Consider the following 18,707-nt stretch of genomic DNA (forward strand, 5'->3'; position numbering starts at 1 on the left):
TTGCGTCTTCCGGTGCGTAAACCTGAACTGACCTAAATATGCGTAAGGAGTTGTGGTTCATGAATTTTCAACAAATGATTTTGACACTGCAGCAGTTCTGGGCGGAACAAAACTGTATAGTGGTCCAGCCATATGACGTGGAGAAAGGCGCAGGTACGCTCAATCCGATGACCTTCTTGCGTTCCATTGGACCGGAACCGTGGAATGTGGCTTACGTTGAGCCTTCCCGCCGTCCGGCCGACGGACGTTACGGGGAAAACCCGAACCGGCTGTATCAGCATCACCAGTTCCAGGTTATTTTGAAGCCTTCTCCGGATAATATTCAAGAGATTTATTTGGAGAGCCTGAAGCGTCTCGGTATCAATCCGTTGGAGCATGATATCCGTTTTGTTGAGGATAACTGGGAGCATCCGGGACTTGGCGCATGGGGACTCGGTTGGGAAGTTTGGCTCGACGGCATGGAGATTACGCAATTTACGTATTTCCAGCAGGTCGGCGGCATTGAAACTAACCCTGTTGCCGTTGAAATTACCTACGGTATGGAGCGTCTGGCTTCTTATATTCAGGATAAAGAAAATGTGTTCGATTTGGAGTGGGTTGACGGTACTACCTATGGCGACGTCTTCCATCAAGCGGAATTCGAGCATTCGAAATATACTTTTGAAATTTCCGACGTAAAAATGTTGTTCACTTTGTTCAATATGTACGAACAGGAAGCGGGCAAAGCGATGGAGCAGCATCTTGTATTCCCGGCTTATGATTACGTCCTGAAATGTTCGCACACCTTCAACCTGCTGGATGCCCGCGGCGCGATCAGCGTGACGGAACGGACAGGGTATATTACCCGTGTGCGGAATTTGGCCCGCCAGGTGGCGGCCACTTATTTGGAGGAACGTGAGAAGCTCGGATTCCCGATGCTGCAGAAAGGAGGCGTTGTCCGTGACTAAGGATCTGTTGTTTGAAATCGGAATGGAAGAAATGCCCGCCCGCTTTATCCGAGCGGCTATGGAGCAATTGAAGGATCGTTTGGAAAAATGGCTCGAGGAATCCGTGATTCCGCATGGAGCCGTTGAGAGCTATGCAACTCCTCGTCGTTTGGCCGTGCTCGTTAAAGACGTGGCCGAAAAGCAGGAGGATGTTCACGAGGAAGTGAAAGGACCTTCCCGCAAAATCGCTCTCGGCGAAAACGGGGAATGGAGCAAAGCCGCTTTGGGATTTGCGCGAAGTCAAGGCGTTGACCCTGAGCAATTTACGTTCAAGGAGCTTGCGGGAACGGAATATATCTATGTTAGCAAAAGCCGGGCAGGGGTAGAAACGAAAACCATTGTAGCCGATGGTCTGAACGGCATTCTGCATGCGATGAACTTCCCGAAAAACATGCGCTGGGGCAACTATGATTTCAAATTCGTCCGTCCGATCCGCTGGATGGTAGCTCTGTTCGGCGAAGAAATCATCGAGCTTGAAGTAGCCGGTGTGAAGTCCGGAAACGTCACGAGAGGCCACCGGTTTCTTGGTCAAGATACGGTTATTTCCGCACCTTCCGCATACGTTGAAGCGATGCGTGCCCAACATGTAATCGTCGACGTCAGCGAACGGGAAGAGCTGATCAAGAATCAAATCAAGGCCTTGGCTGAAGAAAAAGGCTGGAATATCGCGGTGAAGGACGATCTGCTGGAAGAGGTTCTTTTCCTTGTCGAGACGCCGACAGTGTTGTTCGGCAAATTCGAGGAGTCTTTCCTGAACATTCCACAGGAGGTTCTGATTACTTCGATGCGTGAGCATCAGCGTTATTTCCCGGTACTTGATGAAAAAGGTGCGTTGCTGCCGTTCTTCGTTACGGTACGAAACGGGGATGACCGTTCCCTTGATGTCATTGCCAGAGGGAATGAGAAGGTTCTCCGTGCCCGTCTGTCCGACGCGAAGTTTTTCTATGAGGAAGATCAGAAGCTGGCAATCAAGGACGCGCTTTCGAAACTGGAAAGCATTGTGTTCCACGAAGAGCTTGGAACGGTCGGGGATAAAGTTCGCCGGATCCGCCGGAATGCTGAAAAGCTGTCCGATCTGATCGGCATTGATACGGGAACGGCGGAATCTGTCAGCCGTACCGCGGAAATATGCAAATTCGACCTCGTTACGCAAATGGTTTATGAATTCCCTGAGTTACAGGGCGTCATGGGCGAAGATTACGCGCGCAAGGCCGGAGAATCCGAGGCGGTGGCGAAGGGGATCTTCGAACACTATCAGCCGCGGTTTTCCGGTGATAGCGCTCCTGCATCAAGCGTCGGCTCTATCGTGAGCATCGCCGATAAAATCGATACGATTACCGGATGCTTCTCCATCGGCATCATTCCGACGGGATCGCAGGATCCGTACGGACTTCGCCGTCAGGCTGCCGGTATCGTTCAGATTATTCTGGAGCATGGGCTGGCGGTAAAGCTGAGCGATATTTTTGCCATCGCTTTGGATACTCATCAGCATTTTCATGAACTGAAACGGACCCAGGAAGAAATCATGAAGGATCTGATGGAGTTCTTCGGCTTGCGCGTAAGAAAGACACTGTCCGATAGCCTTCGTTACGATGTGGTTGATGCCGTTATGACCGCCGGATTTGATGATGTAGTTTCCGTGGTTGCCCGTGGCGCCGCTTTGATGGCTGCAGTGAATGAGCAGGACGATTTCAAGTCGACGGTGGAATCCTTTGGCCGGGTCAGCAATTTGGCCGCCAAAGCATCGGCCGCCAAAGTAAGATCCGATTTGCTGGACGACCCTGCCGAACAAGGTCTTTATGATACTTGGCGCAAAGTGACCGAGGAATACCGGAAATCGCTGGATGGTCGCAATGCCGCTGAAGCATTGCAGCATCTCGGCGGACTGAAGAACGCCATCACCGTTTTCTTTGATGCGGTTATGGTCATGGCTGAGGATGAAGAAATCCGCACGAACCGTCTTGCTTTGTTGGCGGCAATCGATCGGGATCTTAAAGCATTCGCCGATTTCAGCAAACTAGTCTGGGCATAATAACAAAGGTAGTTCAAAAAGCCGGGCTTTGATCACGAAGTATTTCTGAGGAGCATATTCGGCATCGAATCTTGAATTCAGCCGGGCCTTCTGGTGCTCACGTAGGTTTTGCCTACGCTCCGCTCCTCAGTCCCGGCTTCATCCAACCTTCTCGGTGCTGAAAGCCCGGTTTTTGAACCTGATTGGAAGAGGAAGTTCAAAAAGCCGGGCTTTAATCACGAAGTAATTCGGAGAAGCATACTTGGCGTCGAATCTTGAATTCAGTCGGGCCTGGTTCATGCTTTCGAAGTATGTTTCCTTCGGAAACAATTGAGGTGCTCACGTAGGTTTGCCTACGCTCCGCTCCTCAGTCCCGGCTTCATCCAATCTTCTCGATGCTGAAAGCCCGGTTTTTGAACCTGATTTGAAGTGGAAGTTCAAAAATCCGGGCTTTGATTCGAAGAAAGTTAAAGTTCGGAGCAGTGAAATACGGACTCGGCATGAATTAGCTGTAAAACCTGCAGCTAATTCATACCGGTCAGGCCGTTTGAAGCAATTTTGATGTAAAACCTGCAGTTAATTTTGTTCTTTCGGCGGAAAATTGGCATAATCGCTCAAATTAACGGTAGGTTATACAGTTAATTTGGGATACTGAGGGTAAAAGGCCGAAATAGCTGTAAGTTTTGCAGTTATTTTGAGGCAGTTGGTAAAAGGCCGAAATAGCTGTAGTTTTTGCAGTTATTTTATGAGCGTATAGTTAATCTTATTCAGCCGGGAGTTCCGGCGAAAGGAAGCGGGAGTCTGATGGATATACGAATTGTCGTTGACGGGGACTCCTGCCCTGTCAAGGAAGAAATCGTTGCAGCGGCGCGGAGCTACGGAGTCCGCGTATTGATGGTCTCCTCTTACGATCATGTGCTTCGCGGAAGCGAAGGCGTGGATATTGTTCAGGTTGACCGCAGTCAGCAAAGCGCCGATCTGTACATTGCCAACCATATTGCCAAGCACGATATCGTCGTCACGCAGGATTACGGTCTTGCGGCGCTGGCGATTGCCAAATCATGCAGAACTTTGTCTCCCCGGGGCGAAATATTTGACCCGGGGAATATTGATTATTTGCTCGAACGCCGCCATCATCATGCCAAGGCACGGCGCGGAGGGCGCTATTTCAAGGGGCCTCGGCCTTTTACGGATGAGGACCGGGCACATTTTACCGGGGTATTGTTAAAACTTTTGCAAGATATGCAGGAGAATGTACAATTTTAGCGAATTATTATTTACGTGTCTTAAGAAAGATGAAGGTGGTTTAGATGAGTACCGGACGAGGAAGTATTCCGGAGGAAGTCATCGAGGCAGTCTTGCGGCAGCATGATATCGTCGATACGGTCGGCAAGCACGTTCATCTGACAAAACAGGGCAAATATATGAAAGGGCTTTGTCCGTTTCATTCGGAGAAAACCCCTTCATTCACGGTGACGCCCGACCGTCAAATTTTTCATTGTTATGGCTGCGGCAAAGGCGGAAACGCGATTAAATTCCGAATGGAGATCGAAGGCCTGACTTTCCCGGAGGCGGTCAGAATGATGGCCGAAGAAGCCCATATCCCGTTTGATTACGGAACGGCCGGCCAGGGAGATGCGCCGCGAAATCTGGAATTAGAGCAACAACTGCAAGCCCATGAATGGACGTCCAAGCTGTATCATTTTCTGCTGAAAAATACGGAACACGGCAAACCGGCTATGGATTATCTTAAATCCAGAGGGTTTACCGACAAAGCCATCGACACGTTCCAAATCGGCTATGCGCCGGCGCGTTGGGATACGCTCGTTCAATTTTTGGAGAAGCGATCCTTTGATCTGGGAACGATGGAGAAAGGCGGCTTATTATCTTCCAAGCAGGATGGTACCGGCTATGTTGACCGTTTTCGCGACAGGGTGATATTTCCGTTGCACAACCGGAATGGCAAGGTGATTGCTTTTGCCGGAAGAGTGCTCGGGGAGGGACAGCCTAAATATTTGAACTCGCCGGAGAGCAAATTGTTCAGCAAGAGCCGTACGCTCTACAATCTTCACCAGGCGAAGGCGGAAATCCGGAAATCACGGCAGATCGTATTGTTTGAAGGATACGGCGATGTCATCAGCGCTTGGGAAGCCGGCGTGCATAATGGCGTTGCCACGATGGGAACGGCATTGACCGAAAGCCATGCGGCGATGATGAGGGGTCTTGCGGACGAAGTCATCGTTTGCTATGACGGAGATAATGCGGGACAAGCCGCAGCTCTCAAAAGCATTCCGATTTTGGAAAGTCTTGGTTTTACCGCGAAAATCGCCCTGCTTAGCGAAGGGATGGATCCGGATGAATTTATTCAGAAGCACGGGGCCGAGCGTTTCAAGCATCAGGTGTTAGATGGAGCTGTTTCATCCGTCAAATTTAAGCTTATATATCTGAAAAAAAACCATATACTGCTAGAGGAAGACGGAAAGGTCGCTTACATCAAAGATGCGCTCGAAGTAATTGCACCCTTGCCGTCGCCGACGGAGCGGGAGATTTATTTGAAGGAAATGTCCGCCGATCTTCAGGTATCGTTTGACAGCTTGAAGCAGGAATGCAACGAAATGCGCCAGGCTATGCAAAAAAAGATACCGGCGGGGGATAATACGGCCAAAAGGTGGAATAATGGTAGGCATAAAAAGGGGCAGGCGTCCATGCCGGTTCTGCTGCCCGCTTATCATGTTGCGGAACGTAGGCTGCTTTCCTTTATGCTTCAGGATGACGAAGTCGCCCGGTATGTGGGCGATCGTCTAGGGGACAGCTTTAACATCGGTGAACATACAGCGATCGCTGCTTATCTATACGCCTATTATGCGCAGGGAAAAGCGCCTGATGCCAGCCGGTTCATCTCATCGCTTCAGGACGACAAGCTGGAGCAAACCGTTATTTCCATCGCCATGATGGATACGCCGGCAGAATGGAGCACCCAGGAGCTGGATGATTGTATCCGGGAAATCCAGAAGGTCCCGCTGCAGGCAGAAATAAAGCGCAAGAAGGAAGAGATGGTATCGGCTGAACGGGCCGGGGATTTTTTGCGTGCGGCACAAATTGCAAGTGAGATTATTGCCCTAGAGAGACAGTAGAAGTGCGTGTTGAAAAGTCAGATCAGTAACCGACTTTTTGAACAACCTCTATAAGAATGGACTTTCGGATGTTTCTAGGGAGGAGGGAGCCAGAAATGACGAATGATCAGCATACTGAACTAGAAACTGAACTAACCTTGGATCAGGTCAAGGACCGTCTGATTGAGCAGGGTAAGAAGAGGTCTTCATTGACCTATAAAGAAATCATGGAGAAGCTCTCCCCTTTCGAACAGGATCCCGAACAGATGGACGAGTTTTATGAACATTTGGCTGATTTGGGCATCGATATTACGGGCGACAGCGATGAAGAGCTGACAAACCGCAATAATGACGAGGAAGGGCGCGAATCGAGCGATGAGTTCAGCTTTGAAGATGACTTAACGCTGCCTCCCGGCATTAAAATCAATGACCCGGTTCGGATGTACCTGAAAGAAATCGGTCGGGTACCTCTTTTGTCGGCAGATGATGAAATGGAATTGGCCAAACGCATAGAGAACGGGGATGAGGAAGCCAAACGCAGGCTTGCCGAAGCCAACTTGCGTCTTGTGGTCAGCATCGCCAAACGTTATGTAGGCCGGGGTATGCTGTTTCTCGATTTAATCCAGGAAGGCAATATGGGCCTGATCAAAGCGGTCGAGAAATTCGACCATAAGAAAGGCTTTAAATTCAGTACCTATGCGACATGGTGGATTCGCCAGGCAATCACCCGCGCCATTGCGGACCAGGCCAGAACGATCCGGATTCCGGTGCATATGGTGGAAACGATCAATAAGCTGATCCGGGTATCCCGTCAACTTCTGCAGGAGTTAGGGCGTGAACCGGCGCCGGAAGAGATCGCTGCGGAGATGGAGCTCAGCGTCGAAAAAGTGCGCGAGATCATGAAAATCGCGCAAGAGCCTGTATCGTTGGAAACGCCGATCGGGGAAGAGGATGACTCCCATCTCGGCGATTTTATCGAAGACCAGGAAGCGTTGGCGCCTGCCGATGCAGCTGCATACGAACTCCTGAAGGAACAGTTGGAGGATGTTCTTGATACGCTTACGGAACGCGAAGAGAACGTGCTTCGCCTGCGTTTCGGTTTGGATGACGGCCGAACGAGAACATTGGAGGAAGTAGGCAAGGTGTTTGGCGTAACGCGGGAAAGAATTCGCCAGATTGAGGCGAAGGCGCTCCGCAAGCTGCGTCATCCTAGCCGAAGCAAACGGCTGAAGGATTTCCTCGAATAAGCGAATGCGAAAATTCCGACCTTCTGCAGTTAAGCAGCAAGGTCTTTTTTTTCACAGAAAAAGATGTAGGGCCTGGACTTCTTTCTTTTGGAACTATTTCCTTCTTTTTCTTTATTGTTCTTTATTTTAGCTTTTTTCCAAGACCATTGCAAATGGTCTTGGGAGGATAAATACCAAAAATAGGGGGTGTGGTTGCGTCATGAAACTTTCAGCAAGATTACAGCATATTGCGGACCGGCTTTCGCCCGGTTGCAGGCTGGCGGATATAGGATCGGATCATGCCCTGCTTCCGGTTTATGCGGTACAAAACGGGCGTGCCTCCTTTGCCGTAGCGGGCGAAGTAAACGATGGTCCTCTTGAAGCGGCCAAGCGGCAGGTAGCCGAAGCCGGAGAGAGCAAGCGGGTGTCTGTCCGTAAAGGAGACGGCCTGGCCGTTGTCGAGCCGGGAGAAGTGGATGCCATCACGATTGCCGGTATGGGCGGAGCGTTGATCGCCTCGATTCTGGAGGCAGGGAAAGACAAGCTTGCGGGAGTTAAGCGGCTTGTCCTTCAGCCGAATGTCGGGGAGGATATCGTGAGGAGCTGGCTTATTGCAAACGGCTGGTATTTGAGTGAGGAGATCATCCTTGAGGAAGACGGCAAAATATATGAGATTCTTACGGCGGAGACAGGACCGGATGCAGCCAAGCTCAACGATCAATTGTATTCGGAGCGTACGATTTCCGGCAGCACGGTTTCTCTTACCAAAGATCTGCTTTTGCTCATGGGGCCGCATTTGACGGACTCGAAGGACGAGGTATGGTTTGCCAAATGGCGCTCCGAAATCGATAAGCTGGATAAAATCCGGCAATCCGTGGCCACGTCTAAACAGGAATCTTCACGTGAGAAAGAAGAGTCGTTGAATCAACTCTCAAATCGGCTTAAGGAGGTGCTGGCATGTTTGCAAAAGGCCAAACTGTAATTCAGTATATGGAGCAGCTTGCCCCTAAGCATGTGGCGATGGAGGATGACAAGATCGGTCTTCAGCTCGGAACGCTGCAAAAGGAAATTACGGGCGTACTGACCGCGCTTGATGTGAATGAAGAGGTGGTCGACGAAGCAATCGCGCTCGGAGCCAATTTAATCATTGCTCATCACGCCATCATTTATCGTCCGCTTCGGAATTTGCAGAGCGATACGCCGATGGGCAAAGTATATGAAAAACTGATTAAACATGATATTGCTGTTTATGTGGCACATACGAACCTTGATGTGACCGAAGGCGGGATGAACGACTGGATGGCGGAGGTGCTCGGTATTGAGAGCAGCTCTTCCGTGGAAGACATCCACACCGACAATATGTACAAGCTTGTTGTATTCGTGCCTAAGGACCATCATCAACGCGTGCTGGATGCCGTGCTGAACGCGGGGGCGGGCGCTATCGGCAATTATAGCCATTGCAGCTTCAATATTGAAGGATACGGTACATTCGTTCCTGGAGAAGGAACCGATCCGTTTATCGGGAAACAGGGCCAACTGGAAAAAGCGGAGGAAATCCGAATTGAAACCATTGTGCCTCAAAGCATTCGCAGCAAAGTGATTCAAGCGATGTTGAAAAGCCATCCTTATGAAGAGGTGGCTTACGATCTGTATCCGATGGACCTGAAGGGCCGTACCTTCGGACTCGGACGGGTCGGCAAGCTGAACGAGCCGGTTACTTTGAAACAATTCGTCCAGCGTGTGAAAGAGAAGCTGGATGTACCGTTTGTTCGAGTGGTCGGCGATTTGGACCGTCAGATTAAAAAAGCGGCGGTGATCGGGGGCTCAGGCGGGAGATACTGGAAGGCTGCGATGTTCCGGGGAGCGGATGTGCTCGTTACGGGAGATATCGATTACCATACGGCCCAAGATGCGTTGATGGCCGGACTCACCTTGATCGATCCGGGGCATAACGCCGAGAAGATTATGAAGCCTCGGGTGGCTGCGTGGTTAAAGGAGAAACTCGAGGAAGGTAAATACGAAACCAAAGTTTATAGTTCCGCAATTTATACGGAGCCGTTTAATTTCCTCTAGTTTCATACTTGTGATTCAGCGGCAATGGCTGTATACTATCAAGTGTTGCTTTTGAAAGTTTGACAGACAATCGCCGGCGGCTTAACGGCCGCGGGAGGAAAGTCCGGGCTCCATAGGGCAGGGTGCTGGATAACGTCCAGTCGGCGCGAGCTGAAGGATAGTGCCACAGAAATGGACCGCCGATGGCCGCTGCAAAGCGTGCACAGGCAAGGATGGAACCGAGGTGTAAGAGACCCCGAGGAACGCTGGTGACTTCGTTCCTGGTAAACCCCATCTGGAGCAAGACCTAATGGGACGCAGCTTCCCTGAGAAGCAGCCTTAGCCCGAGGCGCGTCCGGGTTGGTCGCTGGAGCCGCCCAGTAATGTGCGGCCTAGATAGATGATTGTCGCTCAAAGCGGGAGGGTAGTTCCCGTTATTACCGCAAAGAGTACAGAACCCGGCTTACGGCAAACTTTCTTCACTGCAACTCACATGCATCATGTATGAATGGGAAATTGGACTTTTATAGCGGAAAAATGCAAAAACGGTTGGATAGAGGATTTCCTCATCCAACCGTTTTTTTGTGCGAAGTCATAAAGTGTAGTCTTACATAGCGTCATTCAGGATTTTGTTCATTTTGCGCTGCATTGACTGCGGCCAGAACTGCAAGGGGGCCGAGTTGCCCTGCGCCGACTCCAGCGCCGAAAAGACATCGATTTGGCCGTATCCGAAGTATTTGTCGTGACCGGGATCCCCCAGATCAATAACGTTCTTGCGGATGATGTCCATGACTTCCGTATTTTTTAATTTAGGGTTTACGGATCGTATCAAAGCGGCCAAGGCGGATACATGGGGGCTCGCCATGGAGGTGCCCGATAAAGCGGCGTACTGGTTGTCGGGATAGGTGCTCGCAATACTTTCGCCCGGCGCCATCACATCTACGTAATCGCCGTAGTTGGAGAATGATGCCCGCTGCAGGTGGTAATCCGTCGCGGAGACGGACAGCACCTCCGGATAGGCTGCGGGATAACCCGGGCGCTCCGTGTTGTCGTTCCCGGTTGCTGCAATCAGGACCACGTCACGATCAAAGGCGTATTTGATCGCTTCATGCAGAAACTGGGCATCCGCATAATTTCCGAGGCTCATATTGATCACTTTGGCACCGTGATCGGTAGCCCAGATGATTCCCTGGGCCACGGAATAGGTCGTGCCGGATCCGGTTTTGTCCAGCGCTTTAACGGGCAGGATTTTGCCTCCCCACATCATTCCGGCAATTCCTTCGTTATTGTTCACATTGGCGGAGATGATACCGGCGACATGGGTACCGTGACCAACGTCGTCAACGGGATCGTCGCCCGGTGAGACGACGTTGTATCCTTTCAGGAGCCGGCCTTGGAGATCGGGATGCTTCAGATCCACGCCCGTATCGACGACGCCTACGATAACATCGTTGCTGCCTTTGGACAACTTCCAGCCCCGGTTAGTCTCGATGATCGGCAGATTCCATTGGTATTCGGAGAACAGCAGATCATTCGGGATTTCCGGATTCTCATCGCCCAGACCGGTTACATTTTCATTGGTCATGTACAGATAGTGCGGTTCGACATGGTTCGGTTTCCAATGCTTTTTAAAATACGTTGTCAATTGCTTCATATCCATCGATTCCGAACGGAAAATATAAGTGTTGCCGATGTTTTGCGCCGGCTTGCAACGCAGATCGCGCTCGATCTTCTTCATATCTGCAGCGGAAGGCGCCTTCCCGAAAGTGACGACAATTTCGTTTTCGTAATAATGGCTCGCTTTTTCATTGTCATGGCCGGTTTTTACGGTAATATCCTGCAATGTGTCGGCATGGACGGATTCGATCTTATACTTTCCTTCTTTGGGATAAGGGATGAGGCGCAGATTTTTATGTTGGTGATCCTGTACCCGGCTTAAAATCCCCATATCCAGCACTGCGATCATTCCCTGTTGATTCTTGCCCTGAGCGGGTTCTGCAGCTACAACATATTTCGGATTGCCCTGCGGAAAACCAGGCGATTCATAAGAATTTCCTTTGCGGAGGGCATTCCGGGCGAAGCCCAAATAAGTGTCCAGCTGTTTTTGCTCCGCTGCTTCCAGCCGGAATTTTTCCGCTCGAAATTCCCGTTCCTGCTTCCCCGTGTACCAACGCAGGGAAGGAAATTGTTTATGATCCTTCTGTAAATCTCCGGCATCTGTCGGTAATTTCCCTGGCTGTGCAGCGGCGAATTTATCGGCAAGCAGGCGAAGATGCCTCTTGGCGTCCAGCCTTGCAAGGCGTTCCGTAGCGGTCATGTCGCGCTTCAGCATCATTTGTTTCAGCTTATGTTCCTCGGCCGGATTTTTAACGGTTTTGATCTCAGCTTGCCGGTTAGCAGAAGGGGCGGACGAATCCGGAATCAAGTTGTAAAGAGCAACAGCGGCGACCCCCGCAAGGCCCAGCGCAGCCCATCTCTGCCATCTCATGTAGGTCCTCCTTTGCACAATATAAAGATAGACATAGAATGAGGTAAAACCGATGGTTTTATTCTTAAAGGACGCGCGGTGAATGCAGGTCAAGGGTAACGTTTTCCAGCGTTTTTTGCGATATGGGGATCGTCAAATGGACAAACTGAAGAAATGCCGCAAATGCCTGCACAGCATCTTTTTTGTATCGATTTAACAGCTGGCGCTCCGCATACCGGCACGGGCCTCCGGGGAAAATGAACGGTGAGGTGATCATAATGCCAAACGGCGAAAAACCGATAGTTAAATGCAGCGTATCGAATTGTACCTATTGGGGTGAAAAAAACCTCTGTCAGGCCGATCTGATCATGATCGATATCGATAAGCATGCAAACCAGAGCTATAACGCCGAATTTGCCGGTGAATCGTTTGATACTGAGCATCAGGACACTGCTGCTTCGTCTTCCGCAACTTGCTGTCATACGTTTAAGCCGAAATCGTCGTAACCCGGAAGCCAAATTCAGGAGGTGCTGTGATGACTGATCGTACAAAGGATAAACAAGACCATCCCGTTTCCTCGAAAAAACGTGTGGATTATCCTAGAAAGACCCATCAGGAGGAGTACGCGGCAGAGGTGGTGCCGATGAGCACCGTCGCCGACAGACGAAGCGAACGGCGCGATGCCGACAATTCCGTACGTGCCGAACGCTCTGAAAACGGCACGGCTACGGCAGGGAAAACCGTCGGCTATGTGGGCGTCGGTTTCGGAATAGCGTCGCTTTTCATGTGGTCCATCATCTTGGGACCTTTGGCGGCAGTGATGGGATTTTACGCCTACAGCCAAGGTAATAAAACTTCCGGTGCCTGGGCAATCGGCCTTGGAGTTGTTGCCACGCTGAGTTATTTCGTCCTTATACCCTTTACCCGCTAAACGAGAGCAGTTTGTAAAAAGGACCGACGCCAAAGGTGTCGGTCTTTTTTTACCTGGAGCGAGGCATTTTTACATTTTGCGACAAATAGGTGGTCAAGCCTGCGATTCATGTGTAAAATATAGGGTATACCACCTTTTTAACGTGAAGAGGAGTCAAGCAAACATGCAAATCGATCCACGCACCATGACGCAGCTAATACAGTTACAGACCGTTAACGATATCGACCTCCAAGGGAATGCGGCAGCACGTACCAATGTCGATGGCGAAGGTTCCTTGTTTGATATATTGCTTCAAGAAATGATGATGGCGGAAGGCCGTACCGAGTCCAGTGATCTGGTGGGCAAGCTTCCGTTATCTGCGCTTACTTATGGTTCCGGTTATGAGGGGTGGATCTCGCAGGCTTTACCTGCCGAAGTCCTCGGTGGGCAAGCCGTGGAGGCGTCTGCTTATCGGCCCTCGGCCTCGATTGGCCAGGAACGCGGAGAATTGGATGAACTGATCACCCAAGCCAGCCGCAATTACGGTGTGTCCGAAAGTCTGATCAAAGCCGTCATCGAGACGGAATCCTCGTTTAACCCAGGGGCCGTATCATCGGCTGGAGCTAAAGGATTGATGCAGCTTATGGACGGAACGGCCAACGGGCTCGGCGTGAGCAATCCGTTTGACCCGGGGCAGAACATCGACGGCGGAACACGTTATTTGTCCTATCAGCTCAAGCGGTTTGGCGGCAATGAGAACACGGCGCTTGCAGCTTATAATGCCGGACCGGGCAGGCTGCAAAAGCTGGGGATTTCCAACGATCAGGAACTGATGGATAAGCTGCACTTGCTTCCCCGGGAGACGCAGAATTATATCGCTAAGATTGCGGCTGCACGCTCCAAGTATGAAATTTAACGCATGCCATGCAGTTGACGGCAAAACGGTAATGAATGGATTGTACTGAATCCGCTAAGGTAAGGGGTTCATCTAGGGAAAGATCAAATGGGAAAACGCTCCGGCTGCCGGATTTTCGCGTTTTTTCTTTTGATCTTTTTTTGAAGTCTATATTTGATTTGGATTGGTTCAGGAGGAAATAAAGATGAGATATTTTGATCACGCGGCAACCACGCCTCCATATGACGAAGTGACCCGGACCATTGCTGAAGTGATGGCTCTGCATTATGGGAATCCGTCATCTCTGCACCGGCTTGGAGAAGAAAGCGGCAAGCTGCTGCGCAGGGCGCGGGAAGTATGTGCCGGAGCGCTGGGAGTTCTGCCCGGCGAAATTGTATTTACTTCAGGAGCCACGGAAAGCAACAATATGGCTATTAAGGGCGCGGCGCTTCAGTATGTCAACCGGGGCAAGCACCTGATCACTACGGTCACGGAACATCCGTCCGTATATGAGTGCTGCAGGCAGCTTGAGCAGTGGGGCTGGGAAGTTACGTTTTTACCGGTGAATAAAGAGGGCAAGGTATCCGTAGAGCAAGTTGATGAGGCTATCCGGAAGGATACGGTCCTGGTGTCCGTGATGCATGTCAATAATGAAACAGGAAGCGTTCAGCCTGTAGCAGAAATAGGAAGCCTGCTGAAAGAGAAATATCCGCGTGTGCTTTTTCATGTGGATGGAGTTCAGGGGTTTGGAAAAATAGAGCTGCCGATCAAGGAGAGCGGAATTGATTTATACAGCTTGTCCGCGCATAAACTAAGGGGACCGAAAGGGATCGGCCTGTTGTATGTACGCGATGGAGTTACCTTGCAACCCCTGCTTGCAGGTGGAGGCCAGGAGGAAGGGCGGCGGCCGGGAACGGAGAACATCCCGTATGCCGTTGGCATGTCCAAGGCGATCCGGCTGGCCAAGGAAGGGGCCCCCGAGCGGGCAGTTCACCTTAGATTGCTTAAAGATAAACTTATTCGCGGCATAGCTACTCTTCCGGAGCTGGAGTTGAATTCTGCGTTGGAGGAGACTCATGGCGCACCGCATATCGTTCATTTCTCTTATCCCGGAATGAAGTCCGAAGCTTTCTTGCACATGTTGGAGGAAGAAGGGTTCCTGGTATCGACCCGGTCGGCCTGCTCTTCCAAACGGGCCGAGCCAAGCCGGATTTTGCTTGCAATGGGCAAAAGTCCTGAGGCTGCCGCAGCGGGCATTCGAATCAGTCTGGGTGAGGAGCATACGGAAAAGGATATTGCGGATCTGCTGGAGGCGCTCAATAAATGTGTACGGCGTGTAAGGAATTTAAAGGGAGAGAGATGACCATGACATCATATGATATGCTGCTGCTTCGTTTTGGAGAAATTACAATCAAGGGAAAAAATAGGTCCCGGTTCGAAAAGGCCGCGCTGGCCCACGTGAAATCGCTGCTTAAGCCGTATCCTGCAACGAAGGTAATCCGGGAATACGGGCGGATTTATGTCGAACTCCATGGGGAACCGGCGAGAGAGGTCAGCGAATCCCTTAAACATGTATTCGGCATAACTTCGATCAGCCCGGTCAAAGTCTCTCCTTCCAGACTGGAGGACATCATTAGCGCGGCAAAAGAATTCGTGGGAAGCGTGCCTGCCGACCGGCATATTCCTTTTAAAGTGAACGCCCGCAGAGTATGGAAGGAGTTCCCCTACGGCTCGCAGGAAATGAATCGGCTCGTCGGGGGACCGATCCTGCAGGCTGCCCCCGGCTTGAAAGTGGATGTCCATCACCCCGAGCTCGAGCTGCGCGTGGAGATCCGGGAGCAAGGCACTTATCTTTATTCCGAGGTTATCCCGGCCGCAGGCGGATTTCCGCTAGGCACCAACGGGAAGGCGATGCTGCTGCTCTCCGGCGGTATTGATAGCCCTGTGGCAGGCTGGTCCGCGATGAGACGCGGGCTCGAGATCGAATGCGTTCATTTCCACAGCTATCCGTTTACGAGCAAGAAGGCGGAGGAAAAAGTGATCGAACTGGCGAAAGTGTTGTCCCGCTATGCCGGGCAAGTTAAGCTTCATCTGGTTCCTTTTACGGAGATCCAAACTTCGCTTGCCGGTACCGGACAGGATAATTTGATCATTACGCTAATGCGCAGGTCGATGCTGAGAATCGCTTCCTTGCTGGCCGAAAAAAACGGGGCGCTGGCACTTGTCACCGGAGACAGCCTCGGCCAGGTGGCCAGCCAGACTTTGCCAAGTATGAATGTGATCGGCCGGGCTACCGAGCTGCCGCTGCTGCGGCCGCTTGTCATGAGCGATAAAGATGAAATCATTAGTCTGGCCAAGAGAATAGGCACCTTTGATTTGTCCATTCTGCCATATGAGGACTGCTGCACATTGTTCGTGCCGAAATCGCCGACAACGAATCCGAATCTGCGGATTATCGAGAAGATTGAAGCGGGCTTGAACGGTCTTGCCGAACAAATCGAAACTGCCGTACGGGATACGGAAACCCTGATCATCAAGCCGCATGAGGAAGTTGTTAGATCATCCCCTGATGATATCAGCAGCGGGAATATGGCGGGAGCAGGGACTATCGACAACAATTGGTTTTAAATGCTCCGGTTTTACGCTGCCCTCTCCATTGTTCGTCGCTCTTTTCTCTTGACTTTTGTCATCGGACGCGCACTACCAAAACTTCAGTTATCCCAAAACCTACGCATCAATTTGACGCAAAGCTTAGCTGAATTCATCGCCTAAGAAAGAAAACAAATCGCTCCCGCTGGCCTCAGGCCGGTCCGGGAGCGATTTGTTTTGTCTTGGCACCGATGTTTAACGGGTAGCCGGATGGGACCGGCGTTTTTCTTCTTCCTTTTCGCGGTGCTTTTGTTTTGTTCTATAACCGGCAAATAGCACACCGGCCATAACGAGCGCGATAAACAGGTACCGCAGAATAGGGTTGTCCTCAAAAAAGCCAATGAAATGCGGTTCTTCGGTAATCATATGAGCTGCGGTGTAGGCCAGCACGGCCGCCCCGACATAGGCGATCCAGGGAAACATTCCGAGCAGCTTAATAAATAAGGTGCTTCCCCAAACGACGATCGGCACACTGATCAGCAGTCCGATGATTACAAGAATTGTATGTTGTCCCGATGCGCCGGCTACAGCGATTACGTTATCCAGTCCCATCGCGGCATCCGCAATGACAATAGTTCGTACCGCAGGCCAAAGCGAATCTTTGGCTTCGACGGAATCGTGATCACCTTCATCGGCAAGTACTTTGTAAGCGATAAAGATGAGCATGAGTCCGCCAACCGCAAGCAGCCAAGGAATTCCCAACAGCCAGACGACCACAAGCGTGGCGGCGATGCGAAGCAAAATAGCGCCGGCCGTACCGTAAAGGATCGCCTTCTTCTGAACTGTCTTGGGAAGCTTTCTAGCCGCCATTCCGATGACAATTGCGTTATCTCCAGCCAAAATCAAATCGATAAAAATGATATTGATCAGAGAGAGAAAAAATGTTGCACTGAAAAATTCCACTTATGTCACTTCCTCTTCAGACGTATATACGTATTAATTAACCAAATGGATTCATTTGTCCAGATTATTTTTTACAAAAGGATAAAGACATAGCTTGCCCACTTGCCTCATAAAAATGATAAGAGGTTGTTCAAAAAGGGGGATAAGCGTGGATCAGCTGATACTGCTTTCAGAAATTCTGATCATAAATCTGGTGCTCAGCGGCGACAACGCTCTGGTTATTGCGATGGCAAGCAAGGAGCTGCCGCTCCAGCAGCGCAAACGGGCTGTATGGTGGGGGGCACTGGGAGCGGTACTGCTTCGTTGTCTCTTGTCATGGGTTGCTGTGGTGCTGCTGCAAATTCCGTTTATTCAGGCAGCCGGCGGACTATTGCTTGCAGGTATTGCCTTTAAGCTTCTATTACCCCATGAGGAGTCTACACGAGTTCGTGAAGCGGGTACGATGTGGCGTGCGATCCGAACCATTCTCGCGGCTGATTTCATTATGAGTCTCGACAATGTGCTTGCGATTGCGGCGCTGGCCAACGGGGATCTCGCCATCCTCGTTATCGGGATTGCGATCAGCATCCCTATCGTGGTATGGGGCAGCAATCTGATTGCAGACTGGCTGCAGCGACTGCCAATACTGACTTATGCCGGCGCCGGAATTCTTGGCTATACGGCCGGCGATATGCTGCTGCATGACCCCAAGCTGGGGGGGCTGCTTGAGACGACGCTTCCGGCTCTTACGAACATGCTGCCGATCGCGTTGGCCGCGCTCGTTATTATGTTCGGTTGGGTGAAAAAATATCAGGCCGGTCGTTGAACTCCCGTCGCATTCAATTTGCCGACCGAGGCATGAAAAAATCACTCTCTTGATCCGGGAGAGAGTGGTTTTTTATGCTGTTTTCATTTAAACTGAAATCATAAAGGGAATGTCGTAATTTGCCGCGGCATGTCCCTCATTGTCTAACCGGAAGGTGTGTGATGGGATGTCCGATAACAACAAGCTAATGACCGGAATTTTGATTCTGGCTGCCGGGATCATCATCCTGCTTGGAAAACTCGGGGTATTCAGTTTTCTTGGAAAGGCGCTTTGGCCGCTACTGTTGCTGATACCGGGCATTGTATTTCACCTGTGGCATTTTTGGAGAAAAGGGCCGTCCGAGCTGCTGCTGCCCGGAGGGATTCTGACCGTTTACGGTGTTCTGTTTATTATTGCGAACATTTGGGGATGGACCACCCTCAAGTACAGCTGGCCCGGATTTATCCTCGGAATCGCTGTCGGACTGTACGAGTATGAATTTTTCTCATCCGTCCGCCAAAACGGGGTTATGATTGCGGCCGTTATTGTGGGAGCCGTGTCCGTCATATTGTTCGGCATCACCTTATTTTCGCTGGCGCTGATCTATTTGGTTGCCATTGCGCTGATAATAGGAGGCATCTGGTTGATTGCCGCGCGGGGAAAAACCCGGCGAAGCTGGTGATGTATGGAAAGTTCTTGAATTTCTCTAAA

16 protein-coding genes and 1 other RNA gene are annotated in these 18,707 nt (G+C 50.9%); 15 read left to right on the forward strand and 2 right to left on the reverse strand.

Annotation, left to right across the window (positions count from 1 at the left end):
- The first annotated feature begins 59 nt into the window (after nt 1-59).
- The 8 genes from glyQ to rnpB all read left to right on the forward strand — a co-directional run bounded on the left by glyQ (nt 60) and on the right by rnpB (nt 9,869).
- On the forward strand, nt 60-947 hold the full coding sequence (glyQ, locus tag KJS57_RS03625; RefSeq protein WP_211019836.1) for a glycine--tRNA ligase subunit alpha: 888 nt from the start codon (nt 60-62) through the stop codon (nt 945-947).
- Nucleotides 940-3,018 carry a glycine--tRNA ligase subunit beta gene (gene glyS, locus KJS57_RS03630; protein WP_213653824.1) on the forward strand — a complete coding sequence of 693 codons (2,079 nt, stop codon included), beginning with the start codon at nt 940-942 and terminating at the stop codon, nt 3,016-3,018. Before glyQ ends, glyS begins: the two co-directional genes overlap by 8 nt.
- A 783-nt stretch (nt 3,019-3,801) precedes the next feature.
- On the forward strand, nt 3,802-4,263 hold the full coding sequence (locus KJS57_RS03635; protein WP_213653825.1) for a YaiI/YqxD family protein: 462 nt from the start codon (nt 3,802-3,804) through the stop codon (nt 4,261-4,263).
- A 44-nt stretch (nt 4,264-4,307) separates the two neighbouring features.
- Nucleotides 4,308-6,131 (forward strand): DNA primase, encoded by a 1,824-nt coding sequence (gene dnaG / locus KJS57_RS03640; RefSeq protein WP_211019833.1) that lies wholly within the window; start codon nt 4,308-4,310, stop codon nt 6,129-6,131.
- 95 nt (nt 6,132-6,226) lie between these two features.
- Nucleotides 6,227-7,357, forward strand: coding sequence for an RNA polymerase sigma factor RpoD (gene rpoD, locus KJS57_RS03645; RefSeq protein ID WP_211019832.1), 1,131 nt, complete (start codon nt 6,227-6,229; stop codon nt 7,355-7,357).
- A gap of 199 nt (nt 7,358-7,556) precedes the next feature.
- A complete protein-coding gene (locus KJS57_RS03650) occupies nt 7,557-8,318 on the forward strand; it encodes a tRNA (adenine(22)-N(1))-methyltransferase (RefSeq protein ID WP_213653826.1) in 762 nt (253 codons plus the stop codon).
- On the forward strand, nt 8,294-9,409 hold the full coding sequence (locus tag KJS57_RS03655) for a Nif3-like dinuclear metal center hexameric protein (protein WP_213653827.1): 1,116 nt from the start codon (nt 8,294-8,296) through the stop codon (nt 9,407-9,409). The genes KJS57_RS03650 and KJS57_RS03655 overlap by 25 nt, the downstream gene beginning before the upstream one ends.
- A gap of 54 nt (nt 9,410-9,463) precedes the next feature.
- An RNA gene (rnpB, locus tag KJS57_RS03660) (RNase P RNA component class A) lies at nt 9,464-9,869 on the forward strand.
- Between the two features lie 126 nt (nt 9,870-9,995).
- Here the strand turns inward: rnpB and KJS57_RS03665 are convergent.
- Nucleotides 9,996-11,876, reverse strand: coding sequence for a S8 family peptidase (locus KJS57_RS03665; RefSeq protein ID WP_213653828.1), 1,881 nt, complete (start codon nt 11,874-11,876; stop codon nt 9,996-9,998).
- Nucleotides 11,877-12,133: 257 nt separating this feature from the next.
- Here KJS57_RS03665 and KJS57_RS03670 point away from each other — a divergent pair, with 257 nt between their 5' ends.
- The 5 genes from KJS57_RS03670 (at nt 12,134) to thiI (ending at nt 16,288) form a co-directional block, all read left to right on the forward strand.
- Nucleotides 12,134-12,361 (forward strand): DUF1540 domain-containing protein, encoded by a 228-nt coding sequence (locus KJS57_RS03670; protein ID WP_211019828.1) that lies wholly within the window; start codon nt 12,134-12,136, stop codon nt 12,359-12,361.
- A gap of 29 nt (nt 12,362-12,390) precedes the next feature.
- A complete protein-coding gene (locus KJS57_RS03675; RefSeq protein WP_211019827.1) occupies nt 12,391-12,786 on the forward strand; it encodes a hypothetical protein in 396 nt (131 codons plus the stop codon).
- 163 nt (nt 12,787-12,949) lie between these two features.
- Nucleotides 12,950-13,681 (forward strand): lytic transglycosylase domain-containing protein, encoded by a 732-nt coding sequence (locus tag KJS57_RS03680; protein ID WP_211019826.1) that lies wholly within the window; start codon nt 12,950-12,952, stop codon nt 13,679-13,681.
- Between the two features lie 184 nt (nt 13,682-13,865).
- A complete protein-coding gene (locus KJS57_RS03685) occupies nt 13,866-15,023 on the forward strand; it encodes a cysteine desulfurase family protein (RefSeq protein ID WP_213653829.1) in 1,158 nt (385 codons plus the stop codon).
- Nucleotides 15,024-15,025: 2 nt separating this feature from the next.
- Complete coding sequence (thiI, locus tag KJS57_RS03690) at nt 15,026-16,288, forward strand: tRNA uracil 4-sulfurtransferase ThiI (RefSeq protein ID WP_211019824.1); 1,263 nt, start codon at nt 15,026-15,028, stop codon at nt 16,286-16,288.
- Between the two features lie 216 nt (nt 16,289-16,504).
- Here the strand turns inward: thiI and KJS57_RS03695 are convergent, their stop codons facing one another.
- Nucleotides 16,505-17,212 (reverse strand): TerC family protein, encoded by a 708-nt coding sequence (locus KJS57_RS03695; RefSeq protein ID WP_211019823.1) that lies wholly within the window; start codon nt 17,210-17,212, stop codon nt 16,505-16,507.
- A gap of 148 nt (nt 17,213-17,360) precedes the next feature.
- On the opposite strand from KJS57_RS03695, the gene KJS57_RS03700 reads away from it, so the two are divergent.
- Nucleotides 17,361-18,017 carry a TerC family protein gene (locus KJS57_RS03700; protein WP_213653830.1) on the forward strand — a complete coding sequence of 219 codons (657 nt, stop codon included), beginning with the start codon at nt 17,361-17,363 and terminating at the stop codon, nt 18,015-18,017.
- A gap of 166 nt (nt 18,018-18,183) precedes the next feature.
- Nucleotides 18,184-18,678, forward strand: a complete 495-nt coding sequence (locus KJS57_RS03705) for a hypothetical protein (protein WP_211019821.1) — start codon at nt 18,184-18,186, stop codon at nt 18,676-18,678.
- The last annotated feature ends 29 nt before the right edge of the window (nt 18,679-18,707 follow it).

The organism is Paenibacillus vini (assembly GCF_018403325.1).
Taxonomy (GTDB): domain Bacteria; phylum Bacillota; class Bacilli; order Paenibacillales; family Paenibacillaceae; genus Fontibacillus; species Fontibacillus vini.